General features: G+C 70.8%; 17 protein-coding genes. All 17 read left to right on the top strand.

The features are described 5' to 3' along the window. The first annotated feature begins 446 nt into the window (after positions 1-446). On the top strand, positions 447-1,031 hold the full coding sequence (locus AB0I53_RS41765; protein WP_358614744.1) for an AAA family ATPase: 585 nt from the start codon (positions 447-449) through the stop codon (positions 1,029-1,031). A gap of 304 nt (positions 1,032-1,335) precedes the next feature. Then, positions 1,336-3,081 carry a DEAD/DEAH box helicase gene (locus tag AB0I53_RS41760; RefSeq protein ID WP_358614742.1) on the top strand — a complete coding sequence of 582 codons (1,746 nt, stop codon included), beginning with the start codon at positions 1,336-1,338 and terminating at the stop codon, positions 3,079-3,081. A 231-nt stretch (positions 3,082-3,312) separates the two neighbouring features. Further along, a complete protein-coding gene (gene ffh / locus AB0I53_RS41755) occupies positions 3,313-4,857 on the top strand; it encodes a signal recognition particle protein (protein WP_358614740.1) in 1,545 nt (514 codons plus the stop codon). Then, positions 4,854-5,927, top strand: coding sequence for an amidohydrolase family protein (locus AB0I53_RS41750; protein ID WP_358614738.1), 1,074 nt, complete (start codon positions 4,854-4,856; stop codon positions 5,925-5,927). Before ffh ends, AB0I53_RS41750 begins: the two co-directional genes overlap by 4 nt. Before the next feature lie 143 nt (positions 5,928-6,070). Next, the gene (locus AB0I53_RS41745; protein WP_358614736.1) at positions 6,071-6,895 is read left to right on the top strand and encodes a type II CAAX endopeptidase family protein; all 825 of its coding nucleotides are present in this window, start codon (positions 6,071-6,073) and stop codon (positions 6,893-6,895) included. A gap of 109 nt (positions 6,896-7,004) precedes the next feature. Then, on the top strand, positions 7,005-7,757 hold the full coding sequence (locus AB0I53_RS41740; RefSeq protein WP_358614734.1) for a type II CAAX endopeptidase family protein: 753 nt from the start codon (positions 7,005-7,007) through the stop codon (positions 7,755-7,757). 190 nt (positions 7,758-7,947) lie between these two features. Then, the gene (rpsP, locus tag AB0I53_RS41735; protein ID WP_358614732.1) at positions 7,948-8,388 is read left to right on the top strand and encodes a 30S ribosomal protein S16; all 441 of its coding nucleotides are present in this window, start codon (positions 7,948-7,950) and stop codon (positions 8,386-8,388) included. Continuing rightward, positions 8,385-8,624, top strand: a complete 240-nt coding sequence (locus tag AB0I53_RS41730) for an RNA-binding protein (protein WP_093146638.1) — start codon at positions 8,385-8,387, stop codon at positions 8,622-8,624. The genes rpsP and AB0I53_RS41730 overlap by 4 nt, the downstream gene beginning before the upstream one ends. 8 nt (positions 8,625-8,632) lie before the next feature. Next, entirely contained in the window at positions 8,633-9,172 is a 540-nt protein-coding gene (gene rimM, locus AB0I53_RS41725) for a ribosome maturation factor RimM (protein ID WP_358614729.1), read from the top strand. A 73-nt stretch (positions 9,173-9,245) separates the two neighbouring features. After that, positions 9,246-10,046: a tRNA (guanosine(37)-N1)-methyltransferase TrmD gene (trmD, locus tag AB0I53_RS41720; protein ID WP_358614727.1), complete on the top strand. Its 801-nt coding sequence runs from the start codon at positions 9,246-9,248 to the stop codon at positions 10,044-10,046. Positions 10,047-10,238: 192 nt separating this feature from the next. Continuing rightward, complete coding sequence (rplS, locus tag AB0I53_RS41715) at positions 10,239-10,598, top strand: 50S ribosomal protein L19 (protein WP_358614725.1); 360 nt, start codon at positions 10,239-10,241, stop codon at positions 10,596-10,598. Positions 10,599-10,868: 270 nt separating this feature from the next. Further along, positions 10,869-11,783: a signal peptidase I gene (lepB, locus tag AB0I53_RS41710; protein WP_358614723.1), complete on the top strand. Its 915-nt coding sequence runs from the start codon at positions 10,869-10,871 to the stop codon at positions 11,781-11,783. A 7-nt stretch (positions 11,784-11,790) separates the two neighbouring features. Further along, complete coding sequence (locus AB0I53_RS41705) at positions 11,791-12,543, top strand: ribonuclease HII (protein ID WP_358614721.1); 753 nt, start codon at positions 11,791-11,793, stop codon at positions 12,541-12,543. Between the two features lie 33 nt (positions 12,544-12,576). After that, entirely contained in the window at positions 12,577-12,900 is a 324-nt protein-coding gene (locus AB0I53_RS41700; protein ID WP_010305976.1) for a DUF2469 domain-containing protein, read from the top strand. A 350-nt stretch (positions 12,901-13,250) separates the two neighbouring features. Continuing rightward, entirely contained in the window at positions 13,251-13,652 is a 402-nt protein-coding gene (locus AB0I53_RS41695; RefSeq protein WP_358614719.1) for a YraN family protein, read from the top strand. Continuing rightward, positions 13,653-15,173, top strand: a complete 1,521-nt coding sequence (locus AB0I53_RS41690; protein WP_358614717.1) for a YifB family Mg chelatase-like AAA ATPase — start codon at positions 13,653-13,655, stop codon at positions 15,171-15,173. It abuts the gene before it with no gap. Continuing rightward, positions 15,173-16,333 carry a DNA-processing protein DprA gene (gene dprA / locus AB0I53_RS41685; protein WP_358614715.1) on the top strand — a complete coding sequence of 387 codons (1,161 nt, stop codon included), beginning with the start codon at positions 15,173-15,175 and terminating at the stop codon, positions 16,331-16,333. Before AB0I53_RS41690 ends, dprA begins: the two co-directional genes overlap by 1 nt. Positions 16,334-16,423: the final 90 nt, after the last annotated feature.

Here is a 16,423-nt window from a genome sequence, read left to right as displayed (position 1 = left end):
GTTTTGGAGTGCCATGGCACTCCAAAACGCTCACGAGTTCTGACGCGAGACCGGTCGGCCTGAGTGGATTTCGGCGAACCGCTCGGTGGCGATGCGTAACACTACGCAGCCGTACTCAGGGGGCTTCACGGTCTCGCCGAGCCCTCTCAGACGGCAAACTCCTAAGTGCGACGCGGTGATAAGGGGGAACCGGAGGGGGCCCCGCCCGTACTGGGGGTCGGGCGGGCAGACCGGGCTTCGCGTTCGCGACGGGGGAGCCGCGTGGGTGGCCGAGGGGACACGGTCGCCCACGCGGATCGGGTGCGATATCTCGTGGCGCCCCAGGGGGATGGTGAGGAAGGCGGCTCGTTCGGGGGGAGCGAGCCGCCTTCCGTTTTCGTGCGTTCGGTGGCGTTGAGCACTCGGCCCGTCCGCCAAGATCGATCACGCGTAACCTGGACGCCGTCGTGGACATATCGGACGTACTCCCCTCGGCCACCAGCCCGCCGCCGACGGTGCGCATCGGGCGGCGCTCGCTCGTCGTCCTGGCCGGCCTGCCAGGCGCGGGCAAGAGCACGGTGCTCGGAAAGCTGCGCGGTGGTGCGGACATTTCGACGCTGGACTCCGACCAGGTCCGCACCGGGCTGCGCAAGGTCCTGCCGAGCCGCCTGCCCTACCGCTACTACCGCCCGCTGGTGCACCTGGTGCACCGCAGCCGCATCGCCTGGCGGTGCGTGCGCACGCCCGGGCCGGTCGTCGCGCACGAACCCGCGACCCGCGCCACCACCCGCGCGATGCTGCTGGTCTTCGGCTGGCTCACCGGGCGGCAGCGGGTGCTGGTGTGGCTGCACGTGGACCCGCGCGAGGCGCTGGCCGGGCAGCGGGCGCGCGGACGGCTGATCCGGCCCGGATCGTTCCTCCGGCACGTGCAGCGAGCCGACCGGATGCACCAGGGGCTGCGCGACGGCGTGACGCCGCGAGGCTGGCACCGGGTGCATCTGTTCACCCGGGATCAGGTCGAAAACGGCCTCCGACTGGACGTCGTGGCGTGACGTACGTCCCGTTGTGCCGGGCCACCGCCCCGCGCCCCGATGACGATCGCTAGGCTGGATGTCCGGCGCTGCGGCAGGATGCTGCGGCGCCAGGCTGAGAATGATCGAGCTGCGGGTGACTGGCAACAGGGTGTGCGTCCAGCTGAGCGCGCGGTTCGAAATGCGCAAGCGGCGCCCCGCGGCGATCTAGGGCTTACGAGCCGACGCCTCGCCGATCACCCCGGACCCCGGGCGGGTAGTTGCAGGGCCGTTTCCGCAGACCATCAGCCCCCTGCCGAGTCCACCGAGGAGATCCGCTTCCAGCATGTCGACATTCGACGAACTTGACCTTGACCCGCGCGTCCGCCAGACCCTCACCGAGATCGGCTACGAGACCCCGTCGCCGATCCAGGAGAAGACCATCCCGCTGCTGCTGGAGGGCCGCGACGTGCTGGGCCTGGCCCAGACCGGCACCGGCAAGACCGCCGCGTTCGCGCTGCCCATCCTGTCCCGCCTCGACCTCAACGCCACCGGCCCGCAGGCCCTGGTGCTCGCGCCCACCCGCGAGCTGGCGATCCAGGTCTCCGAGGCGTTCCAGCGCTACGCCGCGCACATCCCGGGCTTCCACGTGCTGCCGATCTACGGCGGCACCAGCTACGGCCCGCAGCTCGCCGGCCTGCGCCGCGGCGCGCACGTCATCGTCGGCACTCCCGGCCGGCTGATCGACCACCTGGAGAAGGGCTCGCTCGACCTGACCGGGCTCAAGAACCTGGTGCTCGACGAGGCCGACGAGATGCTGCGGATGGGCTTCATCGAGGACGTGGAGAGGATCCTGCAGTCCGTGCCGGCCAGCCGGCAGGTGGCGTTGTTCTCCGCGACCATGCCCGGCGCGATCCGCAAGATCAGCCAGAACTACCTCAACGACCCGGTCGAGATCTCGGTCAAGACGAAGACCAGCACCGCGACCAACATCAACCAGCGGCACGTCCCGGTGCGTGCGGCGAGCAAGCTGGACGCGCTGACCCGGATCCTCGAGGTCGAGTCGTTCGACGCGATGATCGTGTTCGTCCGTACCAAGCAGCTCACCGAGGAACTCGCCGAGAAGCTGCAGGCCCGCGGCTTCAGTGCGGCGGCGATCAACGGCGACATCGCGCAGGCTCAGCGTGAGCGCACCATCGGCCACCTCCGGGACGGCAAGATCGACATCCTGGTGGCCACCGACGTCGCCGCCCGCGGCCTCGACGTCGAGCGCATCTCGCACGTGCTCAACTACGACATCCCGCACGACACCGAGTCCTACGTGCACCGCGTCGGCCGCACCGGCCGGGCCGGGCGCAGCGGGGAGGCGATCCTGTTCGTCTCGCCGCGCGAGCGGCACCTGCTGCGGTCCATCGAGCGGGCCACCCGGCAGCAGATCCAGCAGATGGAGCTGCCCACCATCGACGCGGTCAACGACCGGCGGCTGGCCAAGTTCGCGCAGAGCATCACCGACACCCTCGCCAAGGGCGGCCTGGAGGTCTTCCAGGACCTGGTGACGGAGTACGAGCGGACCCACGACGTGCCGGCCGTGGAGATCGCCGCGGCGCTGGCCGCCATGGCGCAGGGCGACCGGCCGCTGCTGCTGGACCCGGAGCCCGTCGAGCCGCCGGCCCGCCGTGGCGACGGCCCGTCGTTCCACCCGGCCAGCTCGGACACCGAGACCTACCGGGTCGAGGTCGGCCGCCGCAACCGGGTCACCCCGCGGGCCCTGGTCGGGGCGCTGGCCAACGAGGGCGGCTTGCCCAGCAAGCACATCGGGCACATCGACATCCGCAACGAGCACACCCTGATCGAACTGCCCGCCGACCTGCCGGAGGAGCTGCTCAGCAAGCTGCGCAACACCCAGGTGGCCGGGCGGGGCCTGCGGATCAGCCGCGCCGACGGCGAGTTCATCAACCGCCGCCCGCGCCGCCCCGGCCGCGACGGTGCCCGGGACCACGACCGCGACAAGCCGCGCCCGCACCGCAAGGGCCAGCGCTCGCCGCAGTCCCGCGCGACGGGCAAGCGCCGCGAGGACTACTCGCACAGCTGAGCGGATGGTTGGCCGACTTCCCGGGAAGTCGGCCAACCCACCGGGTGACGGCGTCGCCGGATTCGCGGCCCCTGGTCACGCTGGGTTTCCCGCACCTGGCGGCCGGTCACCCGGTGGCCGCGCGATTTCTCGTGAAATTGCGCTTCCTAGCCCACGCCGGGCCGGTGACCCGGCCGGTTACCCTCGCATAGGTACCCAGGTACATCCCTCGACTCTGGAGCCCGTGAACCCGTGTTCGACACTCTCTCCGACCGGCTCACCTCGGTCCTGACGAACCTGCGCGGCAAGGGGCGGCTGTCCGACGCGGACATCGACGCCACCGCGCGGGAGATCCGCATCGCCCTGCTCGAAGCCGACGTGGCGCTTCCCGTGGTGCGCAGCTTCATCACGGGTGTCAAGGAGCGCGCCAAGGGTGCCGAGGTCTCGCAGGCGCTGAACCCGGCGCAGCAGGTCATCAAGATCGTCAACGAGGAGCTCGTCACCGTCCTCGGCGGCGAGACCCGTCGGCTGGAGTACGCCAAGACGCCGCCGACCGTGATCATGCTGGCCGGTCTGCAGGGTTCCGGTAAGACGACGCTGGCCGGCAAGCTCGCCAAGTGGCTCGCCGGGCAGGGCCACACCCCGCTGCTGGTGGCCTGCGACCTGCAGCGCCCGAACGCGGTGAACCAGCTGCAGGTGGTCGGGGAGCGCGCCGGGGTGCCGGTGTACGCGCCGGAACCCGGCAACGGCGTCGGCGACCCGGTCGAGGTGTCCCGCCGCAGCATCGACGAGGCCCGCCGGGCGCAGCACGACATCGTCATCGTCGACACCGCCGGCCGGCTGGGCATCGACGAAGAGATGATGAAGCAGGCCGCCGACATCCGGGACGCGATCACCCCGGACGAGATCCTGTTCGTGCTGGACGCGATGATCGGCCAGGACGCGGTGAACACCGCGCAGGCCTTCCGCGACGGCGTCGGGTTCTCCGGCGTGGTGCTGACCAAGCTCGACGGCGACGCCCGCGGTGGTGCCGCGCTGTCGGTCCGCGAGATCACCGGCCAGCCGATCATGTTCGCCTCCAGCGGCGAGAAGCTGGCCGACTTCGACGTCTTCCACCCGGACCGGATGGCCAACCGGATCCTGGGCATGGGCGACCTGCTCACCCTCATCGAGCAGGCCGAGCAGGCCTTCGACCAGGAGCAGGCCGAGCAGGCCGCGCAGAAGCTCGGCACCGGCCAGCTGACCCTGGAGGACTTCCTGGAGCAGATGCAGGCGGTCCGCCGGATGGGCCCGCTGCAGAACCTGCTGGGCATGCTGCCGGGCGCGGGCCAGATGAAGGAGCAGCTGGCCAACTTCGACGAGAAGAGCCTGGACCGCATCCAGGCGATCATCCGCGGCATGACGCCCGCCGAGCGGGCCGACCCGAAGATCATCAACGCGTCCCGCCGCCAGCGCATCGCGCGCGGTTCCGGGGTCGCCATCAGCGAGATCAACGACCTGGTCAACCGGTTCTTCGAAGCCCGCAAGATGATGCAGCAGATGGCGGGCGGCTTCGGCTTCGGCGGTGGCGGGGGCAGCAAGAACCGCAAGGGCAAGAAGGGGAAGAAGGGCAAGAAGGGGCGCGGCCCGACGCAGCCCAAGGGCATGCGCGGCCTGCCCGGTGGTTTCCCCGGCCTCCCGCCGGGCGGCATGGGCATGCCGGGCGCGAGCCCGGACCTCTCCAAGCTGGAGGGCGGCATGAACGACCTGCCCGCCGGCTTCGACCCCTCGAAGCTGAACTTCGGCAAGAAGAAGTGACCGCCCTGCACCTGCGCGCCGTCGTGCTGCCTGACGGCGCGCAGCGGGAGCTGTGGGTGCAGGACGGCCGGATCAGCCTGGAGCCCGTGCCCGGCGCCGAGACCGTGTTCGACGGCGGCTTCGTGCTGCCCGGCCTGGTCGACGCGCACTGCCACGTCGGCATCGGCCCCGAAGGGCCGGTGGAGCTCGACGAGGCCGTGGCGCAGGCGGAGGCCGACCGCGACGCCGGAACTCTGCTGATCCGCGACTGCGGCGCACCGGTCGACACCCGGCCGCTGCAGGAACGCGAAGACCTGCCCAGGATCATCCGGGCCGGCAAGCACCTGGCGCGGCCCAAGCGCTACATCCCGTACCTGGCCGACCAGCTGGACCACGAGGAGCAGTTGCCCGCCGCGGTCGCCGAGCAGGTCGCGAACGGCGACGGGTGGATCAAGCTCGTCGGCGACTGGATCGACCGGTCGGTGGGCGACCTCGCGCCGCTGTGGAGCGACGAGGTGCTGGCCGAGGCGATCTCGACGGCGCACCGGCTGGGCGCGCGGGTCACCGCGCACGTCTTCGGTGAGGACGCGCTGCCCGGCCTGATCAACGCCGGGATCGACTGCATCGAGCACGGCACCGGGCTCACCGATGACACGATCGAGTTGATGGCCCGGCACGGCACGGCGCTGGTGCCGACGCTGATCAACATCGAGAACTTCCCGTCGTTCGCGTCGGCCGCGACCAAGTACCCGGCCTACGCGGCGCACATGACCGACCTCTACGAGCGGGCCGACCGGACGGTCGCGAAGGCGATCGAGGCGGGCATTCCGATGTACGCGGGAACCGACGCCGGCGGCGGCATCGAGCACGGCCTGCTGCGCGACGAGGTGCGCGCGCTGCACCGGGTCGGGATGTCCACCGAGCAGGCGCTCGGCGCGGCGTCGTGGGCCGCGCGCGAGTGGCTGGGCTGGCCCGGGCTGGAGCACGGCGCCCCGGCCGACCTGGTCTGCTACGACGCGGACCCGCGCAAGGACCTGACGGTCCTGGACCACCCGAAGCGGATCGTCCTGCGCGGCAACGTCGTCGGCTGAATCCCGCCGCTTTGCGCTGGTTGCAGAATCGCGTCCTGCTGCTCGATGTGATCTTCCTCGCGGGAAGCCCCAGGTCGTGGCGGCCGGAGGCGGCGCGACTCCTGGTGGATGCTTAGGGTGAGCCCGGCGGAGGGGAGCGCAGCGTGGGGGAGCAGTCCGAGCGGGAACCGCCGGAGTTCCCGAAGCACCCCGGCGGGGAACCGATGCGCCCGGTGGCGGACACCACCGGCGCCGACCTGCACCCCCGCTTCTGGGAGGCGCAGCTGGAGGCGGCCCGCCGCGGCTCCCTGGCGTGGGGTTTCGCGGCGTTCTTCATCGGCTACGGCGGCTACTACCTGACCGTGCTGATCCTCAACGCGGCCCGGCCGTCGCGGGCCGGCGGGTTCGATCCGACGACGCCGCCGAACACCGGTCCGCTGCTGCTGTTGGCCTTCGCCCCGAACATCCTGCTCGTCCTGGTGCCCGCGGTGTTCTCCTGGTGGCGCGGCAGGGGGCTGCGCTCGGACTTCGGCATCCTGCCGAAGCGGCGCGACTTCAAGGTCGGCCTGGCTTGCGGAGGCATCGCGCTGCTCGGTTCCTGGGCGCTGACGCTGGTGATCATCGCCATCTTCGGCCCGCCCCCGGAAACCGACCTGACCCGGCTGATGCAGGGCGAGCGGACCGTCTGGCTGTTCCTGTTCGCGCTGTTCGCCTTCCTCGGCGCGCCGCTGACCGAGGAACTGCTGATGCGGGGCGCGCTCTGGGGCGCCTTGGAGCACTACCGCATCCCGCGGTACGCGATCCTGGTGCTGACCGCGTTGATCTTCGCCCTGATTCACCAGGAGGTGTGGCGCACGCCGGTGCTGTTCTTCGGCGGCCTGGCGATCGGCGCGGCGCGGATGATCACCGGCCGGGTGGCGGCGAGCATGATCGCGCACGCGACGAACAACTTCCTGCCTGCGCTGCTGCTGTTCGCCATCGCCGGATGAATATCGCTGCCGTTCGCCGCGCCGCCGGAGGTAACCTGGCGGCTCGGCCGGCGTCCGCACGCCGACACGGCCAGGCAAGTGGCCGCCGACCGGCACGACGGAGGCGCCCGTGAACACCCCGAACCAGCCAGATCCCGCCGTGAACGCGCCGCTGCAGCCCACCCCTCCGGAGGCCGCGCCGGCCCGGACCCACCGCTGGGGGCTCGGCGCGTTCTTCTTCGCGCAGGCGATCTTCGTGCTGGTCTCGGTGACGCTCGCGGCCGCGCTGGGCAGCCCGGACGGCATGGCGCTGGTCCTGATGCTGGTGCTGCCGACCGTGCTCGCCGGTGCGGTGGCCGTGCTGATCACCGTCGTGCGCGGCAACGGCCCGCGACTGGACTTCGGCCTCGAATGGCGCTGGTCGGACGTCACCACCGGGCTGGCCATCGGCGGCATCGGCCTGGTCACGACGACCATCGCCACGATGCTGTGGGTGCGGTGGACGGGGCCGGACGCGCAGTCCACGGTGAGCAGCCTGCTCGACGGGGTGCAGCTGCCCCCGGCGCTGGCGGTGGTGATCTTCCTGCACGTCTGGCTGGTGGCGCCGCTGTGCGAGGAGCTGCTCTACCGCGGGCTGCTCTGGGGTGCGATGGAACGGCTGCGGTGGAGCCAACTGAACGTGTTCGTGCTGAGCACGGCCGTCTTCGCCATCGGGCACCTGGAGCCGGAGCGCACCGCGCTGCTGCTGGTCATCGCGATCCCGATCGGCGTGGCCCGGATGGTCACCGGGCGGCTGACCGCGAGCGTGGTCGCGCACCAGGTGAACAACTTCCTGCCCGCGCTCGGCCTGCTGCTGCTCTCGCTCGGGCTGCTCCCGGCCTAGCGACCCGGCCACCGGACGGGTCCGCGGTCACGGCGGCGGCGGTATCTGGCACAATGGGATGCTGTTCGCCGCGAGGGGTCCCTCTCACCGCTTGTGGCCGCTTTTGACTAAGAGCATTCCACTCCGCTGCCCCACGCGGCTTGGCATGCTCACCGGAGCACGAACGAGAGTCTGAGGAGCACCAGCACCCGTGGCTGTGAAGATCAAGCTCGCGCGGATCGGCAAGATCCGGGAGCCGCACTACCGCATCGTCGTCGCCGACGCCCGTACCCGCCGCAACGGCCGGGCCATCGAGACGATCGGGCAGTACCACCCGAAGCAGAACCCGAGCGGCATCGTCGTCAACTCGGAGCGGGTGCAGTACTGGCTGGGTGTCGGCGCGCAGCCGACCGAGCCGGTGCAGAACATCCTGGAGATCACCGGCGACTGGCAGAAGTTCAAGGGCCTGCCGGGTGCCGAGGGTCGGCTGAAGGTCGCCGAGCCGAAGCCGAGCAAGCAGGAGCTGTTCGAGGCCGCACTGGCCGCCGCCGGCGAGGAGCCCACCACCGAGGCCACCACCCCGAAGAAGAAGGGTGCGAAGAAGGCCGAGGACAAGGCTGAAGAGCAGAAGTCCGAGGAAGGTCAGGCGTGACGGTCCTCGCGGACGCGCTTGAACACCTGGTGCGCGGCATCGTCGACAACCCCGACGATGTCCGCGTCCAGCTGCTCACGACCCGACGCGGTCGCACCCTCGAGGTGCACGTGAACCCGGACGACCTGGGCAAGGTCATCGGTCGCAGTGGTCGCACCGCGACCGCGCTGCGGACCGTGATGTCCGGCATCGGCGGCCGCGGCATCCGGGTCGACGTGGTCGACACCGACCGCTGAGCACGAACATGAGCGAGCCCGAGCTGCAAACCCTCGCCGTCGGCCGCATCGTCCGGCCGCACGGCGTGCGGGGGGAGCTTGTCGTCGAGGTGCTCACCGACAGCCCGGAGCTGCGTTTCGCTCCCGGCTCGGTGCTCGGGATGCAGCGCCGCGGGGTGGTCCGCGCGCAGAACCTGACGGTTACAGCCGCCCGGCAGCACGCCGGGCGGCTGCTCGTGCGTGCGGAAGGTGTCGAGGGCCGGGAGGCCGCCGAGGACCTGCGCGGCATCCTGCTGACAGTCAGCTCCGACGTCCTCGAACCGATCGACGACCCGGACGAGTTCCACGACCACGAGCTGGTCGGCCTGCGGGTCGAGCGGGTTTCCGGCGACGAGGTCGGCGAGGTGCGGGAAGTGCTGCACACGCCGGCCGGTGAGCTGCTGGTCGTGCGCACCGTCGACGGCCGCGAGGTCCTGGTGCCGTTCGTGGCCGAGATCGTCCCCGAGGTCGATCTCGCCGCCGGTCGCCTCGTCGTCGATCCGCCGGAAGGCCTGCTCGAAGCCGAGTGACGCCGAACCGGCAAAAGCAAGACCAAACCGCCCTCGCCATCCGGCGGGGGTGTTTCTTTTTTCCGAGGGCCACATGCGCATCGACGTCATCACGATCTTCCCCGACTACCTGGCCCCGCTGCGGGAAGCGCTGCTGGGCAAGGCCATCGAGCGCGAACGGATCGCGGTCGGCGTGCACGACCTGCGGGACTGGACGCACGACGTGCACCGGGCGGTGGACGACAGCCCCTACGGCGGCGGCCCCGGCATGGTGATGAAGCCGGACGTCTGGGGCGAGGCGCTGGACGGCGTTTGCGGCGCCGCTGACGCCCCTGCTCCGGTGCCCCGGCTGATCGTGCCGACCCCCGCCGGGCGGCCGTTCGACCAGCGCACCGCGATCCGCTGGTCCGCCGAGCCCTGGCTGGTGTTCGCCTGCGGCCGCTACGAGGGCATCGACCAGCGGGTGATCGACGACGCCGCCACCCGGATGCCGGTGGAGGAGGTGTCCATCGGTGACTACGTGCTGGTTGGCGGCGAGGTCGCCGCGCTGGTCATGATCGAGGCGGTGGCCCGCCTGCTGCCCGGGGTGTTGGGCAACCCGCTGTCGGCCGAGCAGGACTCGTTCTCCGACGGGCTGCTGGAAGGCCCCTGCTACACCCGCCCCGAGGTGTGGCGCGGGCACGCCGTGCCGGACGTGCTGCGCTCCGGAAACCACGCCGCGATCGACCGCTGGCGGCGCGATCAGGCGCTGGCCAGGACCTACCTGCGACGCCCGGATCTGCTGGCCGAGTTGCCGGAAGGGACCCTGGACGCGGGCGATCGCGCGCAACTCGATAAACTGCGGGAGTCGGAGCATTCCGACGAGTCCCGGGATGCCGGAGACGCGCAGCGCTGACCCCGCGTCGGCGGGGGCGGTTCAGACGCCGAAATGCGGATCTGGCACACTGGAACGGTTGATGCAGCCGAATGGCAAGTTCGGCGAGCTCACATGCAAGTTCACCCCGTGTCAGGCGGTGCCCACCAGTAGGTCGGGTCATCGACGTTCGAGAACACGGGTGCCTTCGACACGGATGAGGACGGACCACCGATGAACACCCTGGACGCGCTGGACGCCCAGTCGTTGCGTTCCGACATTCCGGCCTTCCGGCCTGGCGACACGCTGAAGGTCCACGTCCGCGTCATCGAGGGTTCGCGCGAGCGGACCCAGGTCTTCCAGGGCGTGGTCATCCGCCGGCAGGGCGATGGCATCCGGGAGACCTTCACCGTGCGCAAGATTTCCTTCGGTGTCGGTGTGGAGCGGACGTTCCCGGTGCACACCCCGAACATCGCGCAGATCGAGGTTGCGGCGCGCGGTGACGTTCGGCGGGCGAAGCTGTACTACCTGCGCGAACTGCGCGGCAAGAAGGCGAAGATCAAGGAGAAGCGCGAGCCCGCGTCGGCTTCCTGATCGACAGCCACTCGGAATCACGACAACGGCCCAGGTGCACGTACCTGGGCCGTTTCGCGTGTCCGGCCGGTGGTCGTTTTGCCCGGTGGCCCGGGAGCCGGTTGTCCACCTTCGAGTGATCGCCGGGTGGTTCGCGCCCCGGCGCGGTGCCGACCCGAATCGGATGTACCGGAAAAGAGCACGTCACGGCGGCGCCTCGGGGCGGTGGAACGCCCCACCCGCGCCGGGGGAGCGCGACGGCGCCCACTGCGGTTCCAGTAGCCTGGCCGGGTGGCCGACGTCGTGCGCAGCGGATCAGCGGAAGACCCTCAGGGTGCGGAGCACTCCAGCGGTGCCCCGGACGAGCCGGGGGACGCTTCCCGCCGCCGCAAGCCCAAGGGCAAGAAGAAGGGCTCGTTCTGGCGCGAGCTGCCGATCCTGATCGTCACCGCGCTCGTGCTGACGGTGCTCATCCAGGCGTTCCTGGCCAGGGTGTACGTGATCCCGTCGCAGTCGATGGAGCAGACCCTGCACGGGTGCACCGGCTGCAACAACGACCGGGTGCTGGTGGACAAGATCACCTACCGGTTCAGCGATCCGGAGCCGGGCGACGTGGTGGTGTTCCGCGGCCCGCAGCCCTGGGTGCAGAACGAGTTCGAGGTGGACGAGCCGTCCAACCCCGTCGTCAGCTTCTTCCAGGGCGCGGCGTCGTTGCTGGGCTTCGGCGCCCCGGACGAGAAGGACTTCGTCAAGCGGGTGGTTGCCGTCGGCGGTCAGACCGTGGAGTGCTGCGACGCGCAGAACCGGGTGCTGGTGGACGGCAAGCCGCTCAACGAGCCGTACCTGTACTGGGAGCCAGGCCGCGGGGTCGGCCAGGACGAGTTCAAGGCGGTGACGGTCCCGCCGGGGCACCTGTGGGTGATGGGTGACAACCGCAACGACTCGGCGGACTCGCGGGTGCAGGGCGGTGGCGGCACCAACGGTGCAGTGCCGGTCGACAACGTGATCGGCAAGGCTCAGCTGATCGTCCTGCCGCCGACCCGCTGGCAGAGCATCCCGGAGCCGAACCCGCAGTCCGCCGCGCTGGGCGCGCCCGGCTGGCAGACCGGGGTGCCGATGGGCGTCGGTTTCGCCGCGGCGTTCCCGACGGTTTGGCTGGGCCGTAGGCTCGTCGGTGTGGTGAAACAGCGACGGTCGTCGGAGTGACGTCGACGTGACGGTGGCGGCGTTCCGGCCGCCGAGGTCGGTGATCCGGCGCAGCAGCGGTAATTGGGCCCTTCAGAGCGCGTTGGATCGCCGGGGCCTCGGGCCGGTGGCAGGTGTGGACGAGGCCGGGCGAGGTGCGTGCGCGGGCCCGCTCGTGGTGGCGGCGTGCGCGCTCCGCCCGGGCGATGCGCGGCGGTTCGACGGGCTGACGGACTCGAAGGTGCTCTCGGAGGCCGACCGGGAACGCCTGTACGACCGCATCGCCGAGCGGGCGCTGAGCTGGTCGACCATCGTGATCTCCGCCGAGGACGTCGACGCGCTCGGTATCCACGTGGCGAACCTGGAGGGCATGCGGCGGGCGGTCGCGCAGCTGAATCCGCATCCCGGCTACGTGCTGACCGACGGCTTCCGGGTGTCGGGGCTCGCGACGCCCAGCGTGGCCGTGGTGAAGGGCGATCTGGTCGCGGCCTGCGTGGCCGCGGCGTCCGTGCTGGCGAAGGTGACCCGCGACCGGATGATGGCCGCGCAGCTGCACGCCGAGTTCCCGGACTACGGGTTCGACGTGCACAAGGGTTACAGCACGCCGGTGCACTCGGCCCGGCTGACTCAGTTCGGTCCCTGCGTCGAGCACCGGTGGTCATACGCGAACGTGGTCGCCGCGGCGCAGCGGCACGGGATGCGCTCGCCGCGAACCGTGACGAGTAAGCCCGGGTTGTTCGATGCTTCCGACAGGGATGTGGTGGACAATGAGGCGTTGTAGTCCGAACGGCAATGCAGAAGGGCTCGCACAGCGATGAGCGCCGAGGATCTCGAGAAGTACGAGACCGAGATGGAGCTGCAGCTCTACAAGGAGTACCGCGACATCGTCGGGCAGTTCACCTATGTCGTGGAGACAGAACGGCGCTTCTACCTGGCCAACGTGGTGGACGTCCAGGTGCGCAACTCCGACTCGGAGGTCTACTTCGAGGTGGCGATGTCGGACGCGTGGGTGTGGGACATGTACCGCCCGGCGCGGTTCGTCAAGAACGTGCGGGTGATCACGTTCAAGGACGTCAATGTGGAGGAGCTGGACAAACCGGATCTGCGGCTGCCGGAGAGCGGCCCGTTCGGTTCCTGATCCCGGTCTCGAGGAAGCTCGGGTGGCCGAATTCCGGCCGCCCGAGCTTTTTTATGCGCGCGTGCGGGCCGGTCGTGGCGGCGCCGGACCTCGCAGATCTTGCAGATTTCGCAGTGCACGAAGCATTTTTGGTTCGGAAGTGGGCCATCCCCACTCGTCAGGGTGAGCCGAGTTGTCCACAGGGGATCGAGTAGTCCACAGATTCCCGAATATCGCTGGATATCGCTTTCGATTCCGGGCACGTTGGATTCATCAACGTGCTCGGAACCGTTGGCACACTTGGTGAAACTCGCTCACGTGCGCCCGGGATGCCGGCACGGGAACCCGAATCCCGAACCGAGGAGGAAGCCGTGCGCCGGAAAAAGGTCGTGGGGCAGCTGTCCGACGACGACACCAGGGGCCGCAGACACGCGTTGGGCGTCGAAGGGGAGCGGCTGGCGGCCGTGCTCCTGGAACGCCGCGGCCTGACCGTGCTGGACCGGAACTGGCGGTGCCCGCAAGGCGAACTCGACATCGTCGCCACCGACGGCGACACCGTGGTGTGCTGCGAGGTCAAAGCCCGCTCCGGCGTCGACTACGGCGGACCGGAGTACGCGCTCGTGCCCGAGAAGATCAACCGGATCAGGAGCGCGGCGCGGTCCTGGCTGGCCGCGCGCCAACTGGTGGGTTGCCGGGTGCGGTTCGACGTCGTGTCGGTGCTGTGGCCGCCGGGCAGGCGGCCCCGCATCAAGCATCTCGAGGGGGTGTTCTAGATGGCGCTGCGGAAAACCTGGGCGGTCGCGCTGTTCGGAGTGGACGGTGTGCTCGTCGAGATCGAAGCCGACGTGCGCAAGGGCGGGCTGCCATCGGTGCAGCTCCTCGGGCTGCCCGACACGGCCCTGCAGGAGTCGAAGAACCGGGTGCGGGCGGCGATCCAGAACTGCAAGGAGGACTGGCCGGCGAGCTGCGTGACGCTGGCGTTGTCCCCGGCCGCGATGCCCAAGACCGGCACGTCGTACGACCTGGCGTTGGCCTGCGCGGTGCTGGCCGGGGCGGAACTGGTTCCGCCGCACCGGCTGGCGGGCACGGTGCTGTTCGGCGAGCTGGCCCTGGACGGGCGGATTCGGCCGGTCCGCGGGCTGCTGCCGGCGTTGCTGACCGCTCGGCGGGCGGGCATGCGCCGCGCGGTGGTGCCGGCCGACGGGATGGCCGAGGCGCATCTCGTGGAGGGCATCGACGTGCTCGGCGCCGAGCACCTGCGGGACGTGGTGGCCTGGTTGCGCGACCTCGGCGAGCTCGACCGCCGGCCGCCACCGGGCGGCGAGCCGCCGGCCGAGCGCGACGCACCGGACCTCTCCGACGTGCTCGGCCAGCCCGAGGCGAGGTGGGCCCTGGAGGTCGCCGCGGCGGGCGGCCACCACCTGCTGATGGTCGGGCCGCCGGGCACCGGTAAGACGATGCTGGCCAAACGGCTGTCCGGGCTGCTGCCGAGCCTGACCGTGCCGGAGGCACTGGAGGTCACCGCGATCCGCTCGATCGCCGGCGATCTGCCCGAGTCGGCTGCGCTGATCCGGACGCCGCCGTTCGTCGCGCCGCACCCCTCGCTGTCGATCCCGGCCCTCATCGGCGGCGGTACCGGGTTGGCGAGGCCGGGCGCGGTCAGCAGGGCGCATCGCGGGGTGCTGCTGCTGGACGAGGCCTGCGAGTTGGGTGCGAAGCGGTTGGAGGCGTTGCGAACGGCGCTGGAGGAAGGCGAGGTCCGGCTGGCCCGCCGCGACGGCACGCTGCGCTACCCGGCGCGGTTCCAGCTGGTCCTGGCGACGAATCCGTGCCCGTGCGCACCGGCTCGGGATCTGGACTGCCAGTGTCCGCCGCAGGTCCGGCGGCGCTATCTCGGCAAGCTGTCCGGGCCGCTGCTGGACCGGGTCGACCTTCGGGTCCGGATGCGTCCGATCACCGCGATGACCGTTCATGCCGGTGCCGAGCCAGAAGGCAGCGCGGTGGTGCGCAAGCGGGTGGAGGACGCGCGGGCGGCGGCCCGGCAGCGGTGGTCCGCGCACGGGTGGCAAACCAACACGGAGGTGCCGGGGCCGGTGCTGCGGCGCGAGTTCGCGCTGCCCGCAGCGGCGACGGCGCTGCTGGACCGCGGGCTGGAGGTCGGTGCGATCACCGCGCGCGGCGCGGATCGGTGCCTGCGGGTCGCCTGGACGCTGGCCGACCTGGACGGCCGAGATCAACCGGATGCGGAGCACGTGGCGGCGGCCTTGGAGTTCCGGGACAGGAGGGCGGCGTGATGACTCGGTGGGCTGCGATGGGGGAGAGGGCGAAGCGGGAACTGCTGGTCGCCAGGGCCTTCCTGGGCGCTGTCGCCGAACCGCCGGCCCCGGCGCTGGCCAGGTTCGTCGCGGAGCACGGCCCGTGCCGCGCGGTCGGCCTGATCCAGCGCGAGAAGGCACCGCCGGATGTCACGGCGGAGGTCGAGGCCAGGCGATGGCACGTTTCGGGTGAACAGCTGCTGACGGCCGCCGAGGCCGCCGGTGTCCGGTTGGTCGTGCCGGAGGACCCGGAGTGGCCGCGAGAGGCGTTTGACGCTCTGCTCGGGGCGAGATCGGTCGACCTGCCGGGAATGGCCGAGCCGATCGCGCTGTGGGTCCGAGGCAAGGCGGTGCTGGCCGAGGCGGCGGAGCAAGCGGTGTCCATCGTCGGCGCCAGAGCCGCCACCGGCTACGGCGAGCACGTGGCGGCGGAGTTCGGTCACGGGCTGGCGACGGCGGGGTTCACGGTGGTTTCCGGGGCGGCGTACGGCATCGACGGGGCCGCGCATCGGGGTGCGCTCGCCGCGGGTGGTCTGACGGTGGCGTTCCTCGCCTGCGGCGTCGACATCGACTACCCGGCAGGCCACGGCAGGCTGCTGCGCGCCATCGCCGACCAAGGTGCCGTCGTGAGCGAATATCCGCTGGGCACGCCGCCGCGGAAGCACCGCTTCCTGGTGCGCAACAGGCTGATCGCGTCGGCCGGCAGCGCCACCGTGGTGGTCGAGGCGGGCGCGCGCAGCGGCGCCGCCAACACCGCGAACACCGCCGATGCGTTGGGGCGGCCCGTGTTGGCCGTGCCAGGGCCGGTGACCTCGAAGAATTCCGTGGGTTGCCACGGGATGGTCCGGTCTGGCCAGGCCGTGCTGGTCACCCGAGCCCAGGAGGTCCTCGAAGCGTTGAGTCCGCTCGGCGCGCAACTGGCGGTGGAAATCCCTGCCCAGTCGCGCCGGACCGACGCGCTGAATCCGGACGCGCGGCGCCTGCACGATGCGCTGACCGGCATCGATTGCGCCAGCGCGGACGAGCTGGCGCGGGATTCGGGGCTGCCGCTGGGCAAAGTCCGGGCGCTGCTGCCGGAGCTGGAGCTGGCCGGGCTCGCGGCGCGGTCGGAAAGGGGGTGGTCGACGACGGGGTCATGACGTGGTGGCAGATGCGCCCCTGCCGCGCAAGACTATTCGCGTACCGGTCAAGTGATCATGATTCGGCGTGGCGATGCTTGACCGATGCCG

The sequence above is a fragment of the Saccharopolyspora sp. NPDC050389 genome, from assembly GCF_040655595.1.
In the GTDB taxonomy this organism is placed as follows: domain Bacteria; phylum Actinomycetota; class Actinomycetes; order Mycobacteriales; family Pseudonocardiaceae; genus Saccharopolyspora.
The sequence above is the reverse complement of the archived record's forward strand: the minus strand, read 5'-3'. Positions and strand labels throughout refer to the sequence as shown.